Origin of the sequence: Herbaspirillum huttiense (genome assembly GCF_004367745.1) — a bacterium.
GTDB lineage: Bacteria > Pseudomonadota > Gammaproteobacteria > Burkholderiales > Burkholderiaceae_D > Herbaspirillum > Herbaspirillum huttiense.
The window spans coordinates 1,753,372-1,777,642 of the sequence record NZ_CP037993.1 but is presented as its reverse complement, the minus strand read 5'-3'; the positions used below and the strand labels follow the sequence as shown (position 1 = coordinate 1,777,642).

At 62.8% G+C, this 24,271-nt stretch carries 21 protein-coding genes and 2 tRNA genes; 14 read left to right on the top strand and 9 right to left on the bottom strand.

Annotated features, from left to right (window positions below):
• The 3 genes from E2K99_RS07865 (at position 1) to E2K99_RS07855 (ending at position 1,912) form a co-directional block, all read left to right on the top strand.
• Positions 1 to 231 (top strand): hypothetical protein, encoded by a 231-nt coding sequence (locus tag E2K99_RS07865; protein ID WP_134134888.1) that lies wholly within the window; start codon positions 1 to 3, stop codon positions 229 to 231.
• A 501-nt stretch (positions 232 to 732) separates the two neighbouring features.
• Positions 733 to 1,233 (top strand): response regulator transcription factor, encoded by a 501-nt coding sequence (locus tag E2K99_RS07860; RefSeq protein ID WP_039786227.1) that lies wholly within the window; start codon positions 733 to 735, stop codon positions 1,231 to 1,233.
• Complete coding sequence (locus E2K99_RS07855; protein WP_240733871.1) at positions 1,217 to 1,912, top strand: GGDEF domain-containing protein; 696 nt, start codon at positions 1,217 to 1,219, stop codon at positions 1,910 to 1,912. Before E2K99_RS07860 ends, E2K99_RS07855 begins: the two co-directional genes overlap by 17 nt.
• Here the strand turns inward: E2K99_RS07855 and E2K99_RS07850 are convergent.
• Together E2K99_RS07850 and E2K99_RS07845 are read right to left on the bottom strand one after the other, a co-directional pair.
• A complete protein-coding gene (locus E2K99_RS07850) occupies positions 1,882 to 3,531 on the bottom strand; it encodes an FAD-dependent oxidoreductase (protein ID WP_134221878.1) in 1,650 nt (549 codons plus the stop codon). The two genes, E2K99_RS07855 and E2K99_RS07850, sit on opposite strands and share 31 nt — an antisense overlap.
• Positions 3,532 to 3,583: 52 nt before the next feature.
• Positions 3,584 to 4,129, bottom strand: a complete 546-nt coding sequence (locus E2K99_RS07845; protein ID WP_034339529.1) for a VOC family protein — start codon at positions 4,127 to 4,129, stop codon at positions 3,584 to 3,586.
• A gap of 181 nt (positions 4,130 to 4,310) precedes the next feature.
• Between E2K99_RS07845 and E2K99_RS07840 the strand changes: the two genes are divergently transcribed.
• Positions 4,311 to 4,754 carry a MarR family winged helix-turn-helix transcriptional regulator gene (locus E2K99_RS07840; RefSeq protein WP_034339526.1) on the top strand — a complete coding sequence of 148 codons (444 nt, stop codon included), beginning with the start codon at positions 4,311 to 4,313 and terminating at the stop codon, positions 4,752 to 4,754.
• A 93-nt stretch (positions 4,755 to 4,847) separates the two neighbouring features.
• Positions 4,848 to 5,147 (top strand): hypothetical protein, encoded by a 300-nt coding sequence (locus E2K99_RS07835; protein ID WP_205703762.1) that lies wholly within the window; start codon positions 4,848 to 4,850, stop codon positions 5,145 to 5,147.
• On the opposite strand, the gene E2K99_RS07830 is transcribed toward E2K99_RS07835, so the two are convergent.
• Positions 5,110 to 6,669, bottom strand: coding sequence for a sensor domain-containing diguanylate cyclase (locus E2K99_RS07830; RefSeq protein WP_134221877.1), 1,560 nt, complete (start codon positions 6,667 to 6,669; stop codon positions 5,110 to 5,112). The genes E2K99_RS07835 and E2K99_RS07830 overlap by 38 nt on opposite strands.
• 179 nt (positions 6,670 to 6,848) lie before the next feature.
• On the opposite strand from E2K99_RS07830, the gene E2K99_RS07825 reads away from it, so the two are divergent.
• On the top strand, positions 6,849 to 7,196 hold the full coding sequence (locus E2K99_RS07825; RefSeq protein WP_134221876.1) for a hypothetical protein: 348 nt from the start codon (positions 6,849 to 6,851) through the stop codon (positions 7,194 to 7,196).
• Positions 7,197 to 7,275: 79 nt separating this feature from the next.
• Here the strand turns inward: E2K99_RS07825 and E2K99_RS07820 are convergent.
• Positions 7,276 to 7,366 (bottom strand) — tRNA-Ser (locus tag E2K99_RS07820).
• 178 nt (positions 7,367 to 7,544) lie between these two features.
• Positions 7,545 to 9,527, bottom strand: coding sequence for an acetate--CoA ligase (gene acs, locus E2K99_RS07815; RefSeq protein ID WP_121038665.1), 1,983 nt, complete (start codon positions 9,525 to 9,527; stop codon positions 7,545 to 7,547).
• A gap of 419 nt (positions 9,528 to 9,946) precedes the next feature.
• Here acs and E2K99_RS07810 point away from each other — a divergent pair, with 419 nt between their 5' ends.
• From E2K99_RS07810 to E2K99_RS07795, 4 genes are all read left to right on the top strand, one after another.
• Entirely contained in the window at positions 9,947 to 10,558 is a 612-nt protein-coding gene (locus tag E2K99_RS07810; protein ID WP_039786063.1) for a YqhA family protein, read from the top strand.
• 31 nt (positions 10,559 to 10,589) lie between these two features.
• Positions 10,590 to 12,131, top strand: a complete 1,542-nt coding sequence (locus tag E2K99_RS07805) for a fumarate hydratase (RefSeq protein ID WP_134221875.1) — start codon at positions 10,590 to 10,592, stop codon at positions 12,129 to 12,131.
• Positions 12,132 to 12,174: 43 nt separating this feature from the next.
• Positions 12,175 to 13,068, top strand: coding sequence for a glutamate racemase (gene murI / locus E2K99_RS07800; RefSeq protein ID WP_134221874.1), 894 nt, complete (start codon positions 12,175 to 12,177; stop codon positions 13,066 to 13,068).
• A 137-nt stretch (positions 13,069 to 13,205) separates the two neighbouring features.
• A tRNA-His gene (locus tag E2K99_RS07795) sits at positions 13,206 to 13,281 on the top strand.
• Positions 13,282 to 13,343: 62 nt separating this feature from the next.
• Here the strand turns inward: E2K99_RS07795 and E2K99_RS07790 are convergent.
• From E2K99_RS07790 to E2K99_RS07775, 4 genes are all read right to left on the bottom strand, one after another.
• Entirely contained in the window at positions 13,344 to 13,625 is a 282-nt protein-coding gene (locus tag E2K99_RS07790; RefSeq protein ID WP_039786071.1) for a helix-turn-helix domain-containing protein, read from the bottom strand.
• Entirely contained in the window at positions 13,622 to 13,942 is a 321-nt protein-coding gene (locus E2K99_RS07785) for a type II toxin-antitoxin system RelE/ParE family toxin (RefSeq protein ID WP_134221873.1), read from the bottom strand. The genes E2K99_RS07790 and E2K99_RS07785 overlap by 4 nt, the downstream gene beginning before the upstream one ends.
• Positions 13,943 to 14,051: 109 nt before the next feature.
• A complete protein-coding gene (locus E2K99_RS07780) occupies positions 14,052 to 14,717 on the bottom strand; it encodes a response regulator (protein ID WP_039786075.1) in 666 nt (221 codons plus the stop codon).
• Between the two features lie 399 nt (positions 14,718 to 15,116).
• Complete coding sequence (locus tag E2K99_RS07775; RefSeq protein ID WP_134221872.1) at positions 15,117 to 15,926, bottom strand: ferredoxin--NADP reductase; 810 nt, start codon at positions 15,924 to 15,926, stop codon at positions 15,117 to 15,119.
• Between the two features lie 323 nt (positions 15,927 to 16,249).
• Here E2K99_RS07775 and E2K99_RS07770 point away from each other — a divergent pair, with 323 nt between their 5' ends.
• The 4 genes from E2K99_RS07770 to E2K99_RS07755 all read left to right on the top strand — a co-directional run bounded on the left by E2K99_RS07770 (position 16,250) and on the right by E2K99_RS07755 (position 24,246).
• The gene (locus tag E2K99_RS07770) at positions 16,250 to 18,031 is read left to right on the top strand and encodes an autotransporter assembly complex protein TamA (protein ID WP_134221871.1); all 1,782 of its coding nucleotides are present in this window, start codon (positions 16,250 to 16,252) and stop codon (positions 18,029 to 18,031) included.
• A 57-nt stretch (positions 18,032 to 18,088) separates the two neighbouring features.
• A complete protein-coding gene (locus E2K99_RS07765) occupies positions 18,089 to 22,114 on the top strand; it encodes a translocation/assembly module TamB domain-containing protein (RefSeq protein WP_134221870.1) in 4,026 nt (1,341 codons plus the stop codon).
• 206 nt (positions 22,115 to 22,320) lie between these two features.
• Positions 22,321 to 23,880: a sensor domain-containing diguanylate cyclase gene (locus E2K99_RS07760; protein ID WP_134221869.1), complete on the top strand. Its 1,560-nt coding sequence runs from the start codon at positions 22,321 to 22,323 to the stop codon at positions 23,878 to 23,880.
• Between the two features lie 3 nt (positions 23,881 to 23,883).
• Positions 23,884 to 24,246, top strand: a complete 363-nt coding sequence (locus E2K99_RS07755; RefSeq protein WP_134221868.1) for a hypothetical protein — start codon at positions 23,884 to 23,886, stop codon at positions 24,244 to 24,246.
• The last annotated feature ends 25 nt before the right edge of the window (positions 24,247 to 24,271 follow it).

Genomic DNA, 24,271 nt, shown 5'->3' with positions numbered 1-24,271 from the left:
ATGGATATCCCTGCCAATGACGAACAACAAGAACCGCAAGCGGGCAGCATCATCAAACATGCCTCGATGACCACCCGCATCCACCAGACCATCTATACGCTGGAGAGCCGCATCGTCCAGCAGAACGACGGCCTGCAGCGTTCAGAATATCGCGTGCTGCTGGAGCGCGATGTCATCAAGGACTGGACCGAAGGCGACGTGGCACAGTATTTCGGATTGGACATCTACTGAGTTTCGAGAGCACGCCTGCCCCATGGCTGCCGCCTCCCCGGCAGCTTGCAACGGAAGAACGGCAACCTGCGGGTTGCCGTTTTTTTTCGCCTGCAAACGCCAATGGGCGCACTTTTGCGGTCGACCACACGGCGCGGAATGATCGCGCCGTGCCTTTCAAATTGATAACAAAATCGAGATTTTCTGTGAAACTCCCGCCAGGCAAAAGCAGGTATAACGTAACCAATAATGATACTCATCCGTTAAGAGCGGACTATCAGGGTTGTTTCATTTTGGGGATGTGAACGACGTGGCAGTGTTAATCGTAGAGCATCCAGGCGAGGGAGCCGGCGTTGTGCTCAAGGCCTTGCATGCCAGCGGCTTGCCGGTACGGGCAGTGGCGGCCTTGTCGGAACTGGAAGGCGAGATTCAAAAAAAAAGCCTGCCGTCCTGATCATCGAGACGCACCGGTTCACCATCAGCTTGCGTCCGCTGGTGGCGGATCTGCGGCAGAAGTTTCCGATGCTCGGCATTGTCGTCATCGGCGAACAGCTCAGCGAGGATGCGCAGGAGAAAGCCCTGCACGACGGTGCCGATTACATCCTGCACAAACCGATCCGGCAAGGCCTGCTGCTGGCGACCATCCGCTCCTTCCTGCGACGCCTGCGCATCCTGCATGCGCCGGCGGCAGGCAGTGCGGAAGCCTGGACCCTGTATCGCCGCCGCGGCACGCTGGTCAGTCCGCACAACGAACGGGTGGCGCTGAGCGAGCGCGAATGCGCGGTCCTGACGACGCTGTTTCTCAGCCCGCACTTCCCGGTCAGTGCGGAACACCTGATGCATGCGCTCAACATCACGGCCGAGATCATCGATCCGCATCGCATCGACACCATCATCTATCGCCTCCGGAAGAAGCTGGGGCAATTGGCGCATGCCCGCTTCGAGATCCGGAACATCTATGGCAGAGGGTTCATCTGCGTGGCAATGAAAGAAAGCGCGGTCTTTTATGTATGGGATGGATAACGGCGAATGGGTCAGGCTGGTCCAGCGGGTCTGGACCGGCGCTTCACTGGATGGCCTCGGTGCCGTCGCCTCACTAGGCCTTGCGGGCATGCTGGGCGCATTGCTCGCATCCGCGCGCGGCCGTTGCCGCGAGCTGCACCGGCAATTGCGCGAAGCCCGCGCCGCCAATGACGGCCTGCGCCAGCAGGCGCTCTACGACGGCCTCACCGGCCTGCCCAACCGCTGCCTGCTGGAGCAACGCATCGCTGCTGCGATCGCCCGCGCCGAGCGCGCACAGGGCAGCTTCGCGTTGCTGTTCCTGGATCTGGATGGCTTCAAGCTGGTCAACGATCGCCACGGCCACGCCGCCGGTGATCTGCTGTTGCTGCAGATCGGCGAACGGCTGGGGGCGAGCCTGCGGCATGCGGATACCATCGCCCGCATTGGCGGTGATGAATTCGTGGTGCTCACCGACATCGTCGCCAGCGGCGACATCCGCATCATCCGCGACAAGCTCACCCAGGCGCTCGCTGCCCCCTTCCAGATCGGCCAGACGATGCTGACGGTGAGCGCGAGCCTGGGCCATGCACGCTATCCCGATGACGGCAATTCGATGGATGCCCTGCTGGCTTGCGCCGACCAGGGCATGTATCACCTCAAGCGCGCCCGTCAGGCGCAGGCGGCCTGCACCGTGCAGTGACCGACGCAGCGGTTGACGGCGGCGGCGATCTGCAGCGGGTCGAAGCGCGACCAGCGGGCCGCCACGTGCTGGTCCGGCCGGATCAGGTAAGCGCATCCGTCTTGCGCGGCATAACGCTGCGCGGCCAATCCCTGCACATCCTCCAGCAGGGCCCCGGAACCGGCGGGACCGATGGTCTTGACCGGAATCTCCAGGCCCGCAGCCTGCAGACTGACGGGGAAATCTCCCGCACCGAATACCAGCACCGTGAAGCCTTCGCCCAGCTGACTGAGCAGCCATCCGGGCCGGCTCCCCTGCCGCACCGGCGCATCCGCACAGGGAGTGCCGGGGACCATGCGCTCGCCGAACGGCACGCTGTCGGGGGTGTTCAGGGACGAGCTCACATAAGGTGTCGGCGTGGACAGGCGGCCGCTGTTGACCAGCGTGCGGGCGAACGGTTCGTGCTCGGCCAGCGTCAGGACGGCATCGCGCAGCACGCGGCTGGCACGGCTCTTGGGCGTGATGAAATCGGTGGAGCGGGTGGACTGGCGCAGGTTGTCGTCGGCCGCGAAAGCGCGCTCTTCGTGATAGCTGTCGATGAAGCTGACCGGGGCCTGGCCGTCAATGACCAGCTTGAGTTTCCAGATCAGGTTGTCGATGTCCTGCACGCCGGTATTGGCACCGCGCGCCCCGAAGGGAGATACCTGATGCGCAGCGTCACCGGCAAAGAGCACGCGCTGGTAGCGCATGTTGTCGATGCGGCGGCAGGCGAACTGGTAGACGGAAACCCATTCCAGTTCGAATTCCACCTCCGGCCCCAGCATCGCCTGAATACGCGGGATGACGTTTTCGGGCTTCTTTTCTTCCTCGGGATCGGCGTCCCAGCCGAGCTGGAAATCGATGCGCCAGACGTTGTCGCACTGCTTGTGCAGCAACACGCTCTGGCCGCGATGGAAAGGCGGATCGAACCAGAACCAGCGCTCGGTCGGGAAGTCGGCCTTCATGATGACATCGGCGATGAGGAAGCGGTCCTGGAAGAACTGGCCGGTGAACTGCGCACCGACCATCTTGCGCGTATCGCTGTTGGCTCCGTCGCAGGCGATGATCCAGTCGGCCTGCATGGTGAAGCTGCCGTCGGGCGTTTCCACGGTCAGGGTGGCACCGTCGTCATCCTGCTTCAGGGCCACCAGCGCATGCTTCCAGCGCAGGTCGATGAGCGGATGCGCCGTGCAGGCTTCTACCAGATACTCTTCCAGATAGTATTGCTGCAGGTTGATCATGGCTGGCATCCGGTGGCCGGCCTCGGGCAGCAGGTCGAACTGGTAGACCTGGCGATCCTCAAAAAATACCTTGCCCAGCTGCCAGCCCACGCCCTTGTCCACCATGCGCTGCGCCACGCCCAGACGATCCCAGATCTCCAGCGGACGCTTGGCATAGCAGACCGCACGCGAACCGATGCTCACGGTGTCATTGTCATCCAGCACGATGGCGGGCAGGCCGCGCGCGGCGCATTCCAGGGCCGCCGTCAGGCCGATGGGACCGGCACCGATGATGACCACCGGGTGGCGCTGCGGCTGGCCGCTGCGCTGCTCATCCGAGGGTTGATAGGCGAAACGGGGATAGGTGTAGGTGCTTTGCATGGGTGTCTCCTTGGGATCATCGGGGGGATGGCGCTGTCAATTTTTTATCGGATCAGTGACCGGCTGCCGTGAATTCCTGCACATGCATCCAGGCGGCATGCTTCGGTGCGCGGCGGGTGCGTGACCATTCGTCCAGCATGTCCCACTTGACTTCGTCCAGCCGCTGCAGCTGCTGCGGGCTGGCGCAATCGGCAGCAAGTTCGACGCGGTGGCCGCTGGGATCGAAGAAATAGATGGATTTGAAAATGGTGTGATCGGTGATGCCCACCACCTCGATGCCGTCGTCCTGCAGGCGCTGCATGACCTCCCTGAGGGTGGCCTCGCTGTCCACCTTGAAGGCAATGTGCTGCACCCAGGCCGGGGTATTGGGGTCGCGCCCCATGGGCGGTGAATTCGGGATCTCGAAGAAGGCCAGCACATTGCCCTGCCCGGCATCGAGGAAGATGTGCATGTAGGGATCGGGGGCCTTGGTCGAGGGTACCTGGTCTTCGGCGATGGCCAGGATGAAATCCATGTTCAGATATTTCTGGTACCAGAGCACGGTTTCTCTGGCGTCCTTGCAGCGGTAGGCAACGTGATGAATGCGATCGATCTTCATGGCAGTCTCCTTGAGGGCTTCGTCTTGGCGTTCGAATTAGTAACGGTTGTTACTATATTGACGAGGCTCGCTCAGGGTCAACGTGCGGCAGGGGCAGGAAGGTCCTCACGTGCAGGGTTATTGATGTGGATCAAGCGTGCCGCGACCCTGTCGACTTGGTAACGTCTGTTACCATATCGGAATGAAACTGCAAGATTTTTTCCCCTATCAACTGGCCCAGCTGGCCGAGGCGGTGAGCCGTTCGGTGGCGGAGGTCTATGCCGATCGCTTCGGCCTGAGCCGCGACGAATGGCGCATCCTGGCGGCCCTGGCCGAAGAGGGCCAGATGCAGGCCAGTGATCTGGTGCCTCATACTTCACTGGACAAGATGCAGGTCAGCCGCGCGCTGGCGCGCATGGAACAGGATGGCCTGGTACTGCGCCAGCCCAGCCCGGATGACGCCCGCGCGCGCATCGTCAAGCCCACGGCCCAGGGGCGCAAGCTGTACCGCAAGATCGTGCCGATGGTGGAAGAGCGCGAAGCCCATCTCCTGCAAGCGCTGAGCTGCAGCGAACGCGAGGCCTTGATGCGGGCCATGGAAAAGATCCGGAAACGCGCCTTGCGCGTGATGGACGACGCGGATTGAGGCTTGTCGGTGCCTGGCTGACGCCATTCTGCGGGAGCCTCCGATAACACGGTGCAGGCGAACGGTCTACCTTGTGATTTCAAGGAGACCACCATGAACCAGCCTGACCATACTGACCGGCATGACATCGAACGTGACGAGAACCAGCCACGACGCCCCAAGGAAGGGGCCACGCAGACCCATTTCGAGAAAGAGCCCGAGGGCCATGAAGGCACGCTCGGTGGACAGCCGCCACTGAACGCCCCGGCCGGCATCCAGCGCATGGGACGGGGCGGCGTGCTGGTGGAGAAAAGCCCGAATGCCGCCGACGATGAGCGGCAAGAGCAGAAGCCGGAGCAAGGTTCTACATTCCTGACTAGGCCGACCAGGCCAGCATCGGCTTCCGGCCGATGAATTCGCGGAAGACTGCCCTGTCCCGCCCCGTGTCCTTGGCTTGGTAGAGCGCCTTGTCGGCGCTTTCGACCAGTTCGCGCGGTTGATAGGAGAAGCCTTCCGCAGACGTGATGGATGTGATGCCAATGCTGACCGTGACCCAGCCCTTCTCGCTGGTCGCGTGCGGAATGCTCAGGGCCCTGACGGCCGCACCGATTCGTTCCGCCACCACGATGGCACCGGCACTGCCGCATTCCGGCAGCAGGACGGAAAATTCTTCGCCACCGTAACGCGCCACCGTATCGATCTCGCGCTGCGCCGCGCTGGAGATGGCCGCGGCGATGTTGCGCAGGCAGACATCGCCCACCACATGGCCATAGTGATCGTTGTATTGCTTGAAGTGATCAACGTCGATCATGAGCAGTGAGAACGCCCCGCCCACGCGTGCGAAACGCGCCGCTTCCGCCTCCAGCAATTCATCGAAATGACGGCGATTGATGGCACCGGTCAGCCCGTCACGGCGCGACTGGTTCTGCAGCAATTCGAACATGGTTTCCAGATCGGCTTGTGCCCGCACTGCTTCGGCTTGCGCGCGCTCCCTCAGCGCTACCTGCGCGACCATCTTGTTGCCGCCGTACCAGATGGCGAGCAGCAGCAAGGTAATCCCCAGCGCGCGCGCGATGAGGTGCCGGGTCCAGCTCTGCAGGACCTCATTCTCCGACACGGCAACGATGACGAAAAGCGGGTAATTGCCGAGATGCTTGAAGCCATGGATGCGCGTCACATCGTCCTGACGGGAACGTATCGTGACCTGGCCGGCGTCTGCCGTGCTGATGTATTGCCGGAACAAGGGCGATTGCGCCAGCGACTTGCCCATTGAGTCGGTCAGCAGCGGACGGCGGTACAACACGGTGCCCTCATTGGTCCCGAACAGGATGGCCCCTTGCCGTCCGATATCGAACTTGTGATAGAAGCGCTCGAAGAACTGGATGTCCAGCGTGGCCAGCGCCACGCCACCGAACGAACCGTCGGGCTTGTTGATGCGGCGGCTCATGGTGAGCACCCAGTGGCCGGTGGACTTGCTGCGGATGGGCTTGCCGATGAAGGGAGAATCGAGGCGGTGGGTCTGGTGGTGCCGGAAATAGTCGCGGTCGCTATTGTTGAAGCGCGTCTCCAGGACCGGCTGCGAGGAGGCCAGCCACTTCCCTTTTTCGTCATAGATGAACAGGCCTGCCAGTTGCGGCACCTCGCCGACGGTTCGCACCAGAAAGTTGTGCAGCCGCTCATTGCCGGCCACGGCGCGGGGCTTGCCCGGTACCTGCTCCATCACGGCCTTGAGGACGATGTCGACTTCATCCAGTGCCTGGTCGGCGTGCTGGGACAGCGCCAGCGCCATGTTGGCGGTGGCGCGGAAGGACTCTTCCATCTCGGCAGTACGTTCATGCCAGCTGGTCCAGGCTTCCAGAATGATGATGATGATGCAGACGGCGGCCACGAAGCCCTTGGCCGCTCTGGACGCCACCTTGATCGGACACGCTTGCATGGTTCTCCCCTGAACGGTGACGTCTCGTGGCGCCATTATTGTTCGCACCGGCAGGCCTCGCCATCAGAGATTGCCTGAGAAGAGACGGGCCGTCTCCCGCTTGATGAGAAGGCGGGTCAGGATTATCCCGATGGTGTTGCGTCAACAAAGCGCGGTAAGGTCTGGGCAGAGGAGAAATGATGCTAAACAGTTTTGCAGAGGATATCGCTGGCAGATATGTATTGATCGTCAGGAAACTGGCCGAGATGGCCGGGGCCAATCTGATCGTCGGTGACCTCATCCGCAATGCCACCCGAAATTGCCTGGTGGGCATGCACGCGGCGGGGGCGGAATCGTTCGAGATCCGCCAACATCTGGGTGCGTTGATCGCCAGTCACATCCACGCCTTGCAAGTACACAGCGACCGCACGCTGGCGGCGTGGGTACATGCGCGCAATCATATGGAATTCCTGCTCTTCATCGAGGAGCGGGAAGAACTGGCGTTGCGCGATGAGCCTGGTGCGGGTGCAGGGGGAATGATGCACTGACTCGCGACGAGCACGATTGAGCCAGGCATCGGGCCGGGACATAAAAAAACCCGCTGACGTATCAGCGGGTTTTTCATTGTGGCGGAGAGGGGGGGATTCGAACCCCCGATAGGCTATGAACCTATACACGCTTTCCAGGCGTGCGACTTAAACCACTCATCCACCTCTCCTGGATTCGGGTTCGCGTTCAGCGAAGCCATGCATTATAGCAAGCTTCTCGCCGAAGCCAAGTCTTTTCTGCATCTTTTTCAAAAAGACCATGAAAAAACCAGCAGGACCCGGCGTCCATACGACAACGCCCTGCCCTGCCGGCTAGTCTGTTACCGCCTTGCAGCGGCGACTTCAGGCTTACTGCGCTTCTTTCAGCTGATCCAGGATGGCCGGATTTTCCAGCGTGGAAACGTCCTGGGTGATCGCCTCGCCCTTGGCCAGCACGCGCAACAGACGGCGCATGATCTTGCCGGAGCGCGTCTTGGGCAGGTTGTCGCCGAAGCGGATTTCCTTGGGCTTGGCGATGGGGCCGATTTCCTTGGCCACCCAGTCGCGCAATTCCTTGGCGATCTGCTTGGCTTCTTCACCGGTCGGGCGCGGACGCTTCAACACCACGAAGGCGCAGATCGATTCGCCGGTGGTTTCGTCCGGCTTGCCCACCACGGCCGCTTCAGCCACGATGCTGTTGGCCACCAGCGCCGATTCGATTTCCATGGTGCCCATGCGGTGACCCGACACGTTGAGCACATCATCGATACGGCCGGTGATGGTGAAGTAGCCGGTCTCCTTGTTGCGCACCGCACCGTCGCCGGCGAGGTAGATGTTGCCACCCAGTTCTTCCGGGAAGTAACTCTTCTTGAAGCGTTCCGGATCGTTCCAGATCGTGCGGATCATCGACGGCCACGGACGCTTGACCACCAGAATGCCGCCATTGCCATTGGGGATGTCGTTGCCGGTCTCGTCGACGATGGCCGCGGTGATGCCCGGCAGCGGCAGCGTGCACGAACCCGGCACCTGGGGCGTAGCACCCGGCAGCGGTGAAATCATGTGGCCGCCGGTCTCGGTCTGCCAGAAGGTATCGACGATGGGGCAGTTCTCGCGGCCGACGTTCTTGTAGTACCACATCCAGGCTTCCGGATTGATGGGCTCGCCCACCGAACCCAGGATGCGCAGCGAGGACAGGTCGTATTGCTTGGGATGAACCTTCTCATCCGCATCGGCCGCCTTGATCAGCGAACGGATCGCCGTCGGCGCAGTGTAGAAGATGGTGGCCTTGTGGCGCGCCACCATGTCCCAGAAGCGGCCGGCGTTCGGATAGGTCGGCACGCCTTCGAAGACGATCTGGGTCGCACCCACGGCCAGCGGACCGTAAGCGATGTAAGTGTGGCCGGTGATCCAGCCGATGTCGGCGGTGCACCAGTAGACATCGTCGGGCTTGATGTCGAAGGTCCACTTCATGGTCAGCACGGCCCACAGCAGGTAGCCCGCCGAAGAATGCTGCACGCCCTTGGGCTTGCCGGTGGAACCGGAAGTGTAGAGGATGAACAGCGGATGCTCGGCATCCACCCATTCCGGCTCGCAGGTGTCGGGCTGGTTCGCGACCACGTCGGAGAGCCACAGGTCACGGCCTTCGACCCAGTTGATCTCGGCACCGGCGCGCTTGTAGACGACCACGTGCTTCAGGGTATCGCAGCCGCCCATGGCCAGGGCTTCGTCGACGATGGATTTCAAGGGCAGCTGCTTGCCGCCGCGCACCTGGTAGTCAGCGGTCAGCACGGCCACGGCACCGGCATCGATCACGCGTTCGTGCAGGGACTTGGCGGAGAAGCCGCCGAAGACCACCGAGTGCGTCGCGCCGATACGGGCACAGGCCTGCATGGCCGCCACACCTTCCACCGACATGGGCATGTAGATGACCACGCGGTCGCCCTTCTTGATGCCCAGCGATTTGAGGCCATTGGCGAACTGGCAGACCTTCTGGTGCAGTTCGCGATAGGACACGCGGGTCACCTTGCCGTCGTCGGCTTCGAAGATGACGGCGGTCTTGTCGGCATTGCCGTTTTCCAGGTTGACGTCCAGGCAGTTGTACGAGACGTTCACCTGGCCATCGGCGAACCACTTGTAGAACGGAGCGTTGGATTCATCCAGGGTCTGGGTGAAGGGCTTGTGCCAGTTGAGGTTGTCCTTGGCCAGCTTGGCCCAGGTGCCTTCGTAGTCTTTCTCGAATTCGGCGTTCAGGGCCTGGTAGGCGTCCATGCCCGAAATGGCGGCATGACGGGCCAGCTCGGCCGGGGGTGCGAATACGCGGTTCTCTTGCTTGAATGTCTCGATGTCTGCCACGGTAGTCTCCAGTAGGTTTGTTTTTGCTTTCCGCAAAACATAGGCCGTTTCACTTACTCAGTCCTTACACAAGCAGCGCCCCTGTCGGACGGGAGGCCGCTTGCATCAGGGCTGGGACAGCGATGCCTGCACCCTTGCGCCAACCCGGGCAGGACCACACCCGGCTGGCTCCATAGACGCAGACCTTCATATCGCTGCGATGTTCTCTGATGTTCAAGACAACATATTGGCATTCTGGCACAGGTCGATGTTTCCCGCAGGCACTGCGCACGCGGGATGCAGAGCAGGCCCCGGAAATGGGCCAAGGGCGTGTAGAATACGGCCCCAAATCCGGAGCCGGACAGTGAACGCAAACGCAGCTGCAGCGGCGCACCGGATATCGTCATCCTCAGCCAGAATCACGCGTAGCACGGACACCCATGAAAAACTCGTCGCCCCAGCCTCCCCGCAAGATCGGCATCCTGCCCAACCTGATTTTCATGAGCCGCTGGCTGCAGCTGCCGCTCTACCTGGGCCTGATCCTGGCGCAGTGCGTCTACGTGTATCACTTCTGGGTCGAGCTGGTGGATCTGATCGGCGCGGCCATGGGCAGCGCCAGTTCGCTGGACCACATCCTGGATGCGGTCGCCATTCCCGGCGCCACCCGTCCCGAGAAGCTCAATGAACAAACCATCATGCTGGTGGTATTGGCCTTGATCGACGTGGTGATGATTTCCAACCTGCTGATCATGGTGATTGTGGGCGGATATGAAACCTTCGTCTCGCGCATGAACCTGGAAGGCCATCCCGACCAGCCCGAGTGGCTCTCGCATGTGAACGCTTCTGTCCTGAAGGTCAAGCTGGCCACGGCCATCATCGGGATCTCGTCGATCCACCTGCTCAAAACCTTCATCAATGCCAATCTGTATGACGCCAAGACGCTCATCGCCCAGACCGGCATCCATATCGCCTTCCTCTTGTCGGCCATGGCCATCGCGTATTGCGACCGGCTGATGGTGCATCCTTCCGAACCCTCCGACAAGCCGCACTGACTTTGCTTCATCCAAACCGAGAGAACCAGCCATGACCATCATCAAGCAAGACGATCTCATCGAATCCGTCGCCGCCGCGCTGCAGTACATCAGCTACTACCATCCGGCCGATTACATCCAGCATCTGGCCCGCGCCTACGAGACCGAGCAGAGCCCGGCCGCCAAGGATGCGATCGCCCAGATCCTGACCAACTCGCGCATGTGCGCCGAGGGCAAGCGCCCGATCTGCCAGGACACCGGCATCGTCAACGTCTTCCTGAAGATCGGCATGGGCGTGCGCTTCGAGGGCTTCTCGGGCTCGATTGCCGACGCCGTCAACGAAGGCGTGCGCCGTGGCTACTCGCACCCGGACAACGTGCTGCGCGCCTCAATCGTGGCCGACCCGCAGTTCGAGCGCAAGAACACCAAGGACAACACCCCGGCCGTGATCCACATGGAACTGGTGCCCGGCAACACCGTGGACGTGCAGATTGCCGCCAAGGGCGGTGGCTCCGAGAACAAGACCAAGTTCGTCATGCTGAATCCCTCCGACAACCTGGTGGACTGGGTCCTCAAGACGGTCCCGACCATGGGCGCCGGCTGGTGCCCGCCGGGCATGCTGGGCATCGGCATCGGCGGCACGGCCGAGAAGGCCATGCTGATGGCCAAGCAAGTGCTGATGGAAGACATCGACATGTACGAGCTGCTGAAGCGCGGTCCGCAGAACAAGACCGAAGAGCTGCGGATCGATCTCTATGAGAAGGTCAACGCACTGGGTATCGGCGCACAGGGCCTGGGCGGCCTGACCACCGTGCTGGATGTGAAGATCATGATGCACCCGACCCACGCGGCTTCCAAGCCCGTGGCGATGATCCCCAACTGTGCCGCGACCCGTCACGGCCACTTCGTGCTGGATGGTTCGGGCCCGGCCTACATGGAACCGCCGTCGCTGTCGGATTGGCCGGAAGTGCACTGGGTGGCCGACACCGAGAAGTCCAAGCGCGTCAACCTGGACACCCTGACCAAGGAAGAAGTCGCCTCCTGGAAGCCGGGCCAGACCCTGCTCTTGAACGGCAAGATGCTGACCGGCCGCGATGCCGCCCACAAGCGCATCCAGGACATGCTGGCCAAGGGCGAGAAGCTGCCGGTGGACTTCACCAATCGCGTGATCTACTACGTCGGCCCGGTCGATCCGGTGCGCGACGAAGTGGTGGGTCCGGCTGGCCCGACCACCGCCACCCGCATGGACAAGTTCACCGACATGATGCTGGAGCAGACCGGCCTGATCTCCATGATCGGCAAGTCCGAGCGCGGCCCGGCCGCCATCGAGGCGATCAAGAAGCACAAGTCGGCCTACCTGATGGCCGTGGGTGGTTCGGCCTACCTGGTGTCCAAGGCGATCAAGTCGGCCAAGGTGCTGGGCTTTGCCGACCTGGGCATGGAAGCGATCTACGAGTTCGACGTCAAGGACATGCCGGTGACGGTGGCCGTGGACGCCAACGGCATCTCGGTGCACAACACCGGGCCGGCCGAATGGAAGGAAAAGATCGCCCAGAGCGTGTCCCTGTCCAAGATCCCCGTCACCACGGCCTGATTCGATTCCAGGCCGACCCCGTTGCAGGAGCGCGCGCAGCACCATGAATGAAGCCGTCAAGCAGGTCAGTGCGCCTTCTGCCGCCGGGTCCGACAGCAGTAGCCCGATGCCGGCCGCAGCCAACGCTGCGGTCGGCATTTTCGATTCCGGTATCGGCGGCTTGTCGGTGCTGCGGCACATTCATTCCGCCCTGCCCCGTGAACAGCTGATCTACTTCGCCGACTCCGGCTATGCACCCTATGGTGACAAGACCGAGGCGCAGATCGTGGAGCGCTCGCTGACCATCGCGTCCTTCTTGCTGGAGCAGGGAATCAAGGCGCTGGTGGTGGCCTGCAACACGGCCACGGCGGCGGCCATCCAGGCGATACGCGCGCGCTGGCCGCAACTGCTCGTGGTGGGCATCGAGCCCGGCCTCAAGCCTGCCGCCCAGCAAACCCGCAGCGGCACCGTCGGCGTGCTGGCCACCCGCAGTACCCTGGCCAGCCAGCGCTTTGCCTTGCTGCAGCAGCAGATGGAAGCCCGGTATCAGGTGCGCTACCTGCCCCAGGCTTGCGTGGGGCTGGTGGACCTGATCGAGAAAGGCGAACTGTATTCGCCGGCCACGGTGCAATTGCTGGAGCGCTACCTGGGTCCGCTGCTGGAACAAGGGGCCGATACGCTGGTGCTGGGCTGCACCCACTACCCCTTCGTACGTCCGGCCATCGAAAGCGTCTGCCAGCGCCTGGCGGGGGGCATTCCGGACATCATCGATACCGGCCAGGCCGTGACCCGGCAACTGCAGCGCCTGCTGGCCACCGAAGGCCTGGAAGCGCAAGCAGCGACCGGTTCGCTGGCGGGCTTCACCACAGCCAGTCGCTCGACGCTGGAACAGGCTTTCCGGGGACTGCTCAAGCTTGATCCGCCGGTGCAGGCCTTGCAGCCGCAAACGGGCGGCTGACGCGGATGGGTAGGGCTGCGGAAAGAAATTTCAGGGCAATTGCCAATTTGCATTGAAATATGTTGCCATTCCCTGCAAGTGTTTGTATAATCTTTTGCTTACTTGATGACGGACGGAAGTCTGTCTGACAGTCGACGGTGGCTGTAGCTCAGTTGGTAGAGTCCAGGATTGTGATTCCTGTCGTCGTGGGTTCGAGTCCCATCAGCCACCCCAAAGATTCATGCAAAAAGCCCGGTCCTGGTGACCGGGCTTTTTGTTTTCAGAGTCCGCTTCCTTTACGTGGGAACTTCGAGTCGGACCACAGCCCTGCTTCCGGTAGCCGCTGCGTAGCGCGCCAAGGTTCGCATGGATGGCATGCTGCGGCCGCTTTCCAAACGCGCGATCGCCGACTGCGACGTCTGCATCTTTTCCGCCAGTTCCTGCTGGCTAAGGCCGGCCCGCACACGCGCCGCGATCAACTCCTGCGCCAAGGCAAATTCGCCTGCCAGCAGATCGTATTCCTCGCGAACTGCAGCATTGGAGAGCAAATGCTTCTTCAGGGTAGCCAAGTCAGTCATTTTTCCATCCTCTTCGTTCTGGTCAATGCGGTCTCGATGGCATGCCGATCAGTCTTTTGAGTCTTCTTCACAAAGACATGCAGCACCACAAGCCTGCGCTGCGAAACGCTCACATAGAGCGCCCTTGCAATCCGGTCACGCCCAGTCAAGCGCATTTCCCATAGCTTGCCCTCGATGGGACGCACATGAGGCATACCGACCGCATGCGGGCCGAATCGCTCCAACATTTCTGCGATGCGGAGAAAGCGTGCCTGCAGGTCGGCAGGCAGCCCAAGCAGCTCCGCATGAGCTTGCGGCAATAAATCGAGATGCCACATTCTTATTTTATCTCTTTTTTGATATATTTTGACGCATCATCCGCGACCAATGAATGATGAGTGGTCTCTGCAAAACCTCCGACATCTTGCGGCCGGACCAAGCAGTGCCCTAGTTGATCATCCCCGTCGAATACGCATACTTGATCAGCTCCGCATCCGTACTCAGGCCCAGCTTGCGCATGGCATTGTTCTTGTGGGTACTGATGGTGCTGGGAGTACGCGACAGGCGCACGCAGATTTCACCCAGAGACTGGCCTTCCACGAACAGGCGCACCACTTCCAGTTCGCTCTGGGTCAATTCGCGCACCAGGCCGAAACCTTCACCCTGCGCCCAGCTCATCTCCAGCTCGCCACGCAGCGAGACCGGAAAATACAGCTGCTTGCTGCTCTGCGTGGCCAGGCAGGCATTGATCAGCTCGTCGGTCTTCTCGCGCTTGTTGATGACGGCAAATACGCCCATGCGATACAGGCGGCGGATCACCGCACCATTGTTCATCGCGGTGTAGACAATCACCTTGGTCGAGGGATGCTCGGTCTTCAAGCGCTTGACCAGCGCAAAACCATCCGACTCGTCGCTGTCATCGGCCGGCATGGCGAAGTCGGTAATGACGATTTCGCACGGCGAACGCTTCAGCGCACTGATCAGCGCCTCGCCATTCTCAACCTCCAGGTCGATGCGGATTTCCGGCAAACGCGCCAGCTCACCCCGAAGCGCTCCCAGCACGATGGGATGATCATCGGCAATGGCAACGTGCAGGACTTTCTTCAAATTCATGCTACCCCCAAATGGTTCAATTGACTGACAGGTGGCGACGCCGCGACATCATTGCCCTCGCTCATCCTCCCCTGGTTCGCCTCGACTTGCGGCCCTCGATTTGTCTGCATCGATGTCGACTCCCCGCCCAGGGCGATGCCGCAACGGCATCGCGAAAAACTCCACTCCTAGGAGATAGAGAAAATCTGGAGAAAATAGAAAGGAAACTGCGTTATTCCCACAAAAAATCGAATTAATTCGACGTGTCAATAGAAACTATTCTATCTACGGCTTATAGCGGAGATATCTAAAAGATATTTATCGAAAGGCTCGACATCGTTTGAAGTCCACCTGCGTTTTCACGCGCCCTCTTCTTTGGGGTCTCCCTGCTTCACTTGTTTCACCTGTCACAGCACCATCTCACCAATAATCCTCGGTCACGAACTGTCCGCCCCCGGTACGCCGCAAGGGCGTCATGCCGCGCTCGCGCAGCAGCTCACGCACCTCGGTGACCATGTCCGGATTGCCGCAGGCCATCACGCGGCTGTGCTCGGGTGCCAGGGTCAGTCCGCTGGCCTGTTCCAGCCGGCCTTCCTTGAGCAGGGTAGTGATGCGTCCGGCCAGCCAGCCCGGCTCGTCCGGCAGAGCGGCATCACGCGTCACGCAGCGCAGCAGTTGCAGGCGCCCCGGCCACCCTTGCGCACGGGCCTGTTGCTGCAGGCGGGCGAAAGTCTCGGCGTAGGCCAGTTCCTCGCGCTGGCGCACCCCGTGCACCACCACCAGATCGCTGAACCGCTGCCACACCTCCGGCTGCTGCAGGATAGCGACATAAGGCCCGAGTCCGGTACCCGTGGCCAGCATCCATACCTGCCGGCCGTCAACGAAACGGTCGGCCGTCATGAAGCCATAACTGAGCTTCTCGACCCAGACCGCATCGCCCGGCTGAAGCTGGTTCAGGCGCGATGTGAATTTTCCTTCAGGGACGATGATGGCGTAGTACTCCAGATAGTCGTCCCCTTCCGCCGAGGTGATGGAATAGGCACGCGAGACCACCTCGCCGTCGATCTCCAGTCCCAGGCGCGCGAACTGGCCTGCCGTGAAACGATAGCCGGCCGGGCGCGTGGTGCGGAAGCTCAACAGCTTGTCCGTCCAGCGATGTACCCATATCAGGCGCTCACAGGTCGCTTTTTCCGAATACGCATCAATACTCACACTGACACTGCTGCTCACTGCATTCTCCTTCGATGTGCTGCCAGATTGCCCGCGCGGCAACCACTGCCGGGGCATTACAATAGCGGGATGAACAGGAGCGAGGGCCATCCAGCCCTTGCTCCGGCACGACCGCAAGCGGCGGGGCAACGAACCAGTGTCACGAGAGACACCCGGGACGAACCGGACATGAAGCTTTCGCCGCCTGCACCGGCCAGGAACTATCCGCGCCGCGCGCGGGTCAGGCCTGAGTGGCGTGCGCCGCCAGCCCTCATCCTACCCGACTTGCCCCACGGCGCGTCAGGCTGGCCGCCTCAACCGACAACCGATGATGCAGTGAATCAATGACTTGGACCCGCAGCCTGGCCATCGCCTTTTTATTTTGCGCCGCCGACACCGCCCACGCCGCCTACAAGGTACAGATCGACGCACCCAAGCCGGTGCAGTCGCTGCTGAAGGATTTCCTGGACATTTCTCGCTATCAGGACCGCGACGACATCAGTGATGAACAGCTCAAGTTCATGATGGATACCGCCGGCGACCAGGTGCGCGAACTGACCTCCACCGAGGGCTATTTCACCCCGGTCACCAAGGTCAGCGCGCAGACCGAGACCGAGGCCGGTGCCGAAGGCAAGCAGGCCGTACGCCGCATCACCATCAGCGTCGACCCCGGTCCACGCACCGAGATCAGTTCGGCCGAGGTCAGCGTCACCGGCGCAGCCGCCCGCGACGATCAGGCGACCGTGGCCCGCCTGCGCGAGGATTGGTCGCTGCCCGTCGGCCAGCCCTTCCGCCAGGAAGACTGGAACCGTGCCAAGAACGCCGGCCTGGAAAAGCTGCAGCAAAAGAAATACGCCGCCGCCCGCATCGCCAGCTCCGAGGCGCGCGTCGATCCGGACGAACACCAGGCCGACCTGGCCGTGCGCTATGACAGCGGCCCGGCGTTCACGCTGGGCCCCTTGCAGATCACCGGCACGCGGCGCTATCCGGAAAGCATCATCCGCAACGTCAATCCGCTCACCGTGGGCGAGCCCTATGACGTCAATCGTCTGCTGGCCCTGCAGCGGCAGATCCAGAACACGCCGTATTTTTCCAATGCCATCGTGGCCATCGATGACGATCCCGAGCACCCCGAGCAAACGCCGGTGAAGGTGCAGGTCACCGAATTCCCGACCCAGCGCGTGCGTGCCGGTGTCGGCTACAGCACCGATACCGGTGCCCAGGTCGAAGGCCGCTATTCGCACTACAACGTGTTCAACAAGGCCTACGTTTTCGACAGCCAGCTGCGTCTGGAGCAGAAGCGCCAGTACGGCGTGCTGTCGCTGGCCATGCCGCCGGATGACAAGGCCTTCGTCAACAGCATCAACACTTCTTACGACCGTACCAAGCTCGAAGGCATCGACCTGCGCAGCCAGCAGGTCGGTTTCAAGCGGGCCCGCAACAGCGAGAACTACGACACCACCTACTCGCTCACCTACTACCGCGACGAGCTGAGCCAGGAAGATGGCAGCACCCTGCCCGCCAACACCATCGTCACGCCCGGCAAGCACCGTGCGCTGGTGCCGGGCTTCGCGTGGTCGCGCCGCAATGTGGATGATCCGATCTTCCCGCGTAAAGGCAATCTGCTGACGCTGGAAGCCGGCTTCGCGCTCAAGGGCTTGCTGACCGACCAGAGCTTCTCGCGGCTGTATGGGCGTTTCAAGCAGTTCCTCCCGGTCGGCAAGCGCGACATCGTGGTGCTGCGCGCCGAGCTGGGCGGGGTCTTCACCGCAGGCAGTGCCGGCGCGGTACCGCCCTCGCTGCTGTTCCGTACCGGCGGCAATGACTCGGTGCGCGGCTACAGTTACCAGAGCATCGGCAACGAGCAGAATGGCACCGTCTATCCGACCAAGTACCTGGCCGTGGGCAGCTCGGAATACCAGCGCTGGTTCAGCGAGAACTGGGGCGCGGCGGTGTTCTACGACGTCGGTGCCGCGGCCGACAACTGGAACAACAAGACCTTCTATCACGGGGTCGGCACCGGTGCGCGCTGGCGCAGCCCGGTCGGCACGCTCAATCTGGACCTGGCCTATGGCATACAGAAGCGACAGATCCGGCCGCACATTTCGCTGGGCATCGCCTTCTAGCGCCCGGGCAGCATCCGCGCCGCCTCCCGATGAACTGAATTCGAATCACCCACCAGCATGAGCGAACCGCAACACGATCCGCAGCAAGCCCCCTCCGCACCGCCGCCGCGCCGTCGCGCCAGCCGCGGCCGCCGTATCGCCGCCTGGAGCGGTGGCACCGTGGCCCTGCTGGTGCTGGCCGCCGCCGGTGCCGCCCTGTATGCCACCCATACCGAGAGCGGTGCCCGCCTGCTCTGGAATACCGCCGTCAAGACGCTCGACGGCAAACTCTCCGGCCAACTGCTGGGCGGTACCGTGGCCGACGGTCTGCGTCTGCGCGATCTGCATTACCAGGATGAGAAGCGCATCCTCGACATCGACAGCGTGGATGCGCGCTGGCATCTGGCGCTGCTGCAACGCAGATTCAGTATCGATTACCTGCGCGTCGGCAAGGTGCGCCTGAACCAGCAACCCTCGCCGTCCGAACCGAGCAGCATGCCGGGCTCGCTGGAGATCCCGCTGGCGCTGGACATCCGCGAGATCAGTCTGGCCAGCCTCAGCCTGACCCAGGGCACCTCCACCACCGAACTGTCCAAACTGAAATTGCACGGCAACTCCGACGGCGTGCAGCACACGCTGGTGCTGGACAGCCTCACCACGCCTTTCGGTGACGCCACCGCCCTGCTGCACCTGAACGGCAAGCAGCCCTTCGCCATCGGCGGCGGGCTGGAACTGGCCGGTGCCTACCAATATGGCGAAAGCAAGGAGCAATACCAGCTGGCGGCGCAACTGTCGGGCTCGCTGCAGGAACTGGGCATCGCGCTCACCGCCGGCGGCGACAAGCTCAAGGGGCATGCCGACATCGTCGCCACGCCCTTTGCCAGCGTGCCGCTCAAGCGCGCCAAGGTGGACCTGCAGCATCTCAATCCGCAAGCCTTCAACGCCGCCGCACCAGCCGCCGACCTGAACCTGCGCGCCGACCTCGCGCCGCCCGCCGGCCTGGCCGCCGACGCACCGCTGCAAGTCGCCGGCCGCGTCGAGATCGACAACGCCCGTCCCGGCAGCCTGGACCAGCAACGCCTGCCGCTGCTCTCGGCCAGCGCCGACCTGAAACTGGACCTGCAGCAGCAAACCCTGTCGCGGCTGGAGATCCGTCTGCCGCAGCAAGGGCGCATCGAAGGCAGCGGCCAGTTCCGGCCCGGCAGCAGCGAGCCCGGCAAGCAGGAACCGCTGTCCGGACAGTTCAAGCTGCGCGTGAGCGATCTGGACCTCAACCAGCTGCATCGCCAGGTGCGCCCGACCCGGCTGTCCGGTCCGGTCGACCTCACGCTCGCTCCCGATGCCCAGCAAGTCCTCCTGACCCTGCAGGACAGCACGCTGAAGCTGCATGTGGACAGCGTGATCGGCCAAGACCACGTGCAACTGCGCGAGGCCTCGCTGACGGCCGGCAAGTCGCGCCTGGAAACCTCCGGCACGCTGCAGACCGCCGCTGCCATGGACTACGCCTTCAAGGGCCGCCTGGTGGACTTCGATCCGACCGCCGTGCTGCAGGCGGTGACGCCGCCGCCCGCCAGCACGGGCAAGGGCCGCAAACGTACCGCAGCAGCGGCTTCCAAACCGGTGCCGGCGCGCATCAACATGGATTTCAATGCCGCCGGTGCACTCTCGCCTGAGCTGAAGCTCAAGCTGGGCTTCCGCATTCATGACAGCACCTACGATGCCCTGCCCATGAGCGGCCAGGGCGACATCAACCTGGCCGGCATGCGCCTCTTGCCCAGCCGCGCCAATGTGCAGATCGCCGGCAATACGCTGGATCTGGACGGCAGCTTCGGTACCGCCCGCGACAAGCTCAAGCTCAAGGTCGATGCGCCGCAACTGGCGCGCCTGGGTTATGGCCTGGGCGGGCTGTTGCGGGTGGACGGCATCCTCAGCGGTACGCGCGAACGCCCCAACCTGCTGGCCAGTTTCCAGGCCGAGCAACTGGCCTTCGGCCCGCACAAGCTGCATCACCTGTCCGGCCAGAGCGAGTTGCACAGCAACCTGGCTGCCGGCGTGGCTTCGCCCGACAACCGCCTGGCCCTGAGCCTGGAAGGCGATGGCTACAGCGGCCCGCAAGCCGAACTGGCGCGCCTGTCGCTCAAGCTCGATGGCACCTATGCCAGCCACACGCTGGCCCTGCAAGCCAAGGGCAAGCTGGCCGATCAGGTGCTGGACCTGAACCTGGCGGCGCACGGGAAAGTCACTGAAAAGACCCGTGGCAACTATGGCTGGGCCGGCAGTCTCGACCAGTTCAGCAACCAGGGCTTGCCGCGCATCGCCATGACCAGCCCGCTCACGCTGGACGCCTCGGCCGAGGGCATCGAGGCCGGCAGCACCCGCATCGAGATCGACCGTACCGCGCTGGATCTCAAGCGCCTGTCCTACCGCCAGGGCCGTCTGGCTTCCGCCGGACAGGTACGCGCGCTGGATGTGGGCCGGGTGCTGGAACTGGTACAGCAGTTCACCGGCACGCCGCCACCGGTCAAGACCGACCTGGTGCTGGACAGCGACTGGGACTTCAACTTGGCCGAGACCGCCAGCGGCTATCTGCAGATCGCGCGCAAGTCAGGCGACGTGCGCGTGACCACCAGCGTCGGCGAAGCGGCCATGGGCCTGTCCGAACTGCAGCTGCGCAGCCAGTTCCAGGGCGAGCGCATGAACGTCACCGGCCGCGTCAACGCCGCCCGCATCGGCACGCTGGACCTCGGCGGAGATATCGGCCTGCGCCGGGTAGACACGCTGCTGGCGCTGGCCCCGGAGTCTCCGCTGAACCTGAAGGCCAGTCTCGATGTACCGGAACTCAAGCGCGTGGGCGACCTGATCGGCCCGCAGGTGAGCCTCAACGGCAAGCTGGCCGCCAGCCTCAATGCCGGCGGCACGCTGGCGCAGCCGCGCCTGTCCGGGGCCATCAATGGCGACAACCTGGCCGTGACCGAATTCGACCAGGGCATCCAGCTCAAGGATGGCATCGTGCGCATCGTCATGGACAGCAACGTGATCGAACTGCGCCAGATCGAATTCCACGGTGGACGCGGCACCCTGCGCGCCGGCGGCAAGATCCAGCTGGGGGCTGACAATCCCGACCTCAATGCCACCCTCACCGCCGACCATCTGGAACTGTTCGCCAGCCCGGACCGCCAGCTGATGCTCTCCGGCGAAGGCAAGATCAGCAACGTCAACGAACAGTTGCGGGTGGATGGCAAGTTCACCGTGGACCGTGCCCTGTTCGACCTGCCCAAGAGCAGCGCCCCCAAGCTGGGCGATGACGTGGTCATCGTCAGCCGCAGCGGCAAGAACCGCGTCGGCGCGGCGGCCTCCTCGCAACAGAAACTGGAAGCGGCCACCGAAAAACCGGCCAGCAAGTTCGCCCCGGTCATCAACCTGGCGGTCGACCTGGGCAACGACTTCCGCTTCCGCGGCAGCGGCGCAGACCTGCGCTTGCGGGGCGATATGAATGTTCGCAGCGAACCGCTCTCGCCGCTGCGCGCCACGGGCACCATCAACGTGGCCGAGGGCAGTTATGAAGCTTTTGGCACAAAACTCAATATCGAGCGCGGCATCATCAACTTCCAGGGGCCGATCGCCAATCCCAACATCAACATCCTGGCCATGCGCCGCAACCAGGACGTCGAAGCCGGGGTCTCGGTGACCGGCAATGCCAACCAGCCGCGCGTGCAGCTGGTGTCCGAACCCAACGTGCCGGATGACGAAAAACTGTCCTGGATGATGTTCGGCCACGGCACCGACAGCTCCAGCATCGGCCAGCGTACCGCCAGCAGCCAGGCGCTGGCGCTGGTGGGCAACATGGGCGGCAAGCGCATCGCCAAGGATATCGGGCTGGACCAGTTCAGCATCGGCTCCAGCGAATCGGGACTGACGGACGAACAAGTGGTCAACCTGGGCAAGGCCATCACCGAGAAGATCACGCTGGGCTACGAGCAGAGCCTGCAGGGGGCCGCCAGCGTGGCCAAGGCCACCTGGCAGATCTCGCGGCGCTGGTCGGTAGTGGCGCGCGCCGGGACCATCAATGGCCTGAACATCCTCTTCAGCCGCCGTTACGACTGAGGCGGGCACACCACGGCAGCGGGCAACAGGGCCCCGCTGCCGCACGTGCAGCACGGGGACGCTTTCCCTTGCGAGGGGGGAATCTGTTAATCTCCGTACAAGTTCAGGACATCCCTGATAGACGTGCCCAACAGCTTCAACAACAATGCAATCGGGCAAGAAAGGTGCCGGGGGGGGAAACGCCGTTTCCGGGGGAAAGCGACAACATGCCAGAACAAAGAATTCAGCGCGCATCCAAGACGGCCAAGCTGTTCGTGGTCGTGGTCTGTCTCATCATCGTGGTACTGGAGGCCTGGTCGGCCTGGCGAGCCTATGAAGTGGCCACCGACGAGGCCATCCGCAATGCCTCCAACATGGCGCTGGCCCTGACCCAGCATGCCGACCAGTCCTTCAAGGAAATCGACGTGGTGCTGCTGGGCATCCAGGAGCACATGGAATATGACGGTCCCGGCGTAGCCGGCCGTCGCCGCACCCACGAGTTCATGGTGGCTTCGGTGGCCGCCGTGCCGCAACTGGCCGGGCTGATGGTGTATGACGAAACGGGTCTGGCCATCGGCACCTCGCAAGCCACCCTGGAACACCGCTACATCCAGGATGATTATTTCCTGCATCACCAGCGCCTGCGCACCGACCAGGCCTACATTGGCAAGCCCATGCGCAGCCGTACCAACGGCCAGTGGATCGTGACCATGAGCCGCCGCATCAACCATGCAGACGGCAGCTTTGCCGGGGTGGTGGTGGCCGATGTCGATCTTTCCCACTTCCAGCGCTATTACGAACAGTTCGCCATCGGCCGCGATGGCGCCATCCTGTTCGGACTCAAGGAAGGTACCGTGATCTACCGCCAGCCGCTGCTGAGTTATTCGATCGGGCTGGACATCTCCAAGTCGACGCTGGTCACCAATTACCTGAGCAAGGCCGAACAAGGCAGCTTCGAGTTGCGCTCGCCGCGCGACGACATCGTGCGCCTGACCAGCTTCCAGCATTGCAGCCTGTATCCCTTGTTCGTGGCGGTGGCGCTGGCCAAGGACGACGTGCTGGAAGACTGGACGCGGCGTGTGTGGATCCGCGGCATCGCCGTGATGCTGTTGCTCATCATCATCGCCTATGGCGGCAACCGTCTGGTGGCACAAGTGGCCGGACGCGAGAATGCGGAACTGGAAGCCATCACCGCGCGGACCGAACTGGAACGCCTGTATCGCACCCTGGAAGCGCAGTCGCAGAAGGATGGCCTGACCGACGTCTTCAACCGCCGCTACTTCGATGCCGCCCTGACGGCCGAACTGGCGCGCCTGAACCGCTCCGGCGAATCGCTCTCGCTGATCATGGTGGATGTGGACCACTTCAAGCGCTACAACGATACCTACGGCCACGCTGCGGGCGACATCTGTCTCAAGCAGGTGGCCGCCGCCCTCAACAGCGTGGCGCGCCGCCAGGGCGACATCGTGGCGCGCTACGGCGGCGAGGAATTCGCGCTGATCCTGCCCAATTGCAATGCCGCCAGTGCCAGCGCCATTTCCAGCCGCTTGGTGCAGGCCGTACGCGCCCTGAACATCCCGCACGAAGGCAGCTCGGTCGGCCATGTCACCATCAGCGTGGGCGCCGCCAGCCTGGCCAGCGGCAAGGGTGCGCAGGTCGATGCACGCGAACTGATCGACACCGCCGATGCCGCCCTCTATCGCGCCAAGGAACAAGGCCGCGACCGCGCCATCCAGCATGACTATCCCCGCCTGTCCGTGATCTCCGACTATCCTGGCCTGAGGTGAACGATGCGCTGCCTGATCCGCTACCAGTTGCGTGATGAAGCCAGTCCGGCCCATCACGAATTCATCACCGAAGCATCCGATGCCGAACAGGTGATCCGGCACCTGACCGAATTCCTGCATCCGGAGGTGGTGTTTGAATTTCTGCCCATGCAGCCGGGCGGCAAGGACAGCATCACCCAGCTGCGTGCGCGCATGGCGCATGCGCGCGATTATCTGGAACAGTATTGCGGCTTGCAGAGCCTGTCCTACATGCTGCTGCCCGAGGGCGCGACCTCGGCCCAGGGCAAGTGGAACAGCGTGCTGTTGAGCGGCCAGATGGCCTCCGGATCACTGCACCCGGAAGGCCGCGACGCAGACAGCGCCTGAGCGGCCGGCGGTCAGCGCCCTGCTG

What these genes read in the sequence shown, in the direction of transcription:
- E2K99_RS07865 (WP_134134888.1), top strand. Translation starts at nt 1, where the DNA reads ATGGATATCCCTGCCAATGACGAACAACAAGAACCGCAAGCGGGCAGC.
- E2K99_RS07860 (WP_039786227.1), top strand. Translation starts at nt 733, where the DNA reads ATGCTCGGCATTGTCGTCATCGGCGAACAGCTCAGCGAGGATGCGCAG.
- E2K99_RS07855 (WP_240733871.1), top strand. Translation starts at nt 1,217, where the DNA reads ATGTATGGGATGGATAACGGCGAATGGGTCAGGCTGGTCCAGCGGGTC.
- E2K99_RS07850 (WP_134221878.1), bottom strand. Translation starts at nt 3,531, where the DNA reads ATGCAAAGCACCTACACCTATCCCCGTTTCGCCTATCAACCCTCGGAT.
- E2K99_RS07845 (WP_034339529.1), bottom strand. Translation starts at nt 4,129, where the DNA reads ATGAAGATCGATCGCATTCATCACGTTGCCTACCGCTGCAAGGACGCC.
- E2K99_RS07840 (WP_034339526.1), top strand. Translation starts at nt 4,311, where the DNA reads ATGAAACTGCAAGATTTTTTCCCCTATCAACTGGCCCAGCTGGCCGAG.
- E2K99_RS07835 (WP_205703762.1), top strand. Translation starts at nt 4,848, where the DNA reads ATGAACCAGCCTGACCATACTGACCGGCATGACATCGAACGTGACGAG.
- E2K99_RS07830 (WP_134221877.1), bottom strand. Translation starts at nt 6,669, where the DNA reads ATGCAAGCGTGTCCGATCAAGGTGGCGTCCAGAGCGGCCAAGGGCTTC.
- E2K99_RS07825 (WP_134221876.1), top strand. Translation starts at nt 6,849, where the DNA reads ATGCTAAACAGTTTTGCAGAGGATATCGCTGGCAGATATGTATTGATC.
- E2K99_RS07810 (WP_039786063.1), top strand. Translation starts at nt 9,947, where the DNA reads ATGAAAAACTCGTCGCCCCAGCCTCCCCGCAAGATCGGCATCCTGCCC.
- E2K99_RS07805 (WP_134221875.1), top strand. Translation starts at nt 10,590, where the DNA reads ATGACCATCATCAAGCAAGACGATCTCATCGAATCCGTCGCCGCCGCG.
- murI (WP_134221874.1), top strand. Translation starts at nt 12,175, where the DNA reads ATGAATGAAGCCGTCAAGCAGGTCAGTGCGCCTTCTGCCGCCGGGTCC.
- E2K99_RS07790 (WP_039786071.1), bottom strand. Translation starts at nt 13,625, where the DNA reads ATGACTGACTTGGCTACCCTGAAGAAGCATTTGCTCTCCAATGCTGCA.
- E2K99_RS07785 (WP_134221873.1), bottom strand. Translation starts at nt 13,942, where the DNA reads ATGTGGCATCTCGATTTATTGCCGCAAGCTCATGCGGAGCTGCTTGGG.
- E2K99_RS07780 (WP_039786075.1), bottom strand. Translation starts at nt 14,717, where the DNA reads ATGAATTTGAAGAAAGTCCTGCACGTTGCCATTGCCGATGATCATCCC.
- E2K99_RS07770 (WP_134221871.1), top strand. Translation starts at nt 16,250, where the DNA reads ATGACTTGGACCCGCAGCCTGGCCATCGCCTTTTTATTTTGCGCCGCC.
- E2K99_RS07765 (WP_134221870.1), top strand. Translation starts at nt 18,089, where the DNA reads ATGAGCGAACCGCAACACGATCCGCAGCAAGCCCCCTCCGCACCGCCG.
- E2K99_RS07760 (WP_134221869.1), top strand. Translation starts at nt 22,321, where the DNA reads ATGCCAGAACAAAGAATTCAGCGCGCATCCAAGACGGCCAAGCTGTTC.
- E2K99_RS07755 (WP_134221868.1), top strand. Translation starts at nt 23,884, where the DNA reads ATGCGCTGCCTGATCCGCTACCAGTTGCGTGATGAAGCCAGTCCGGCC.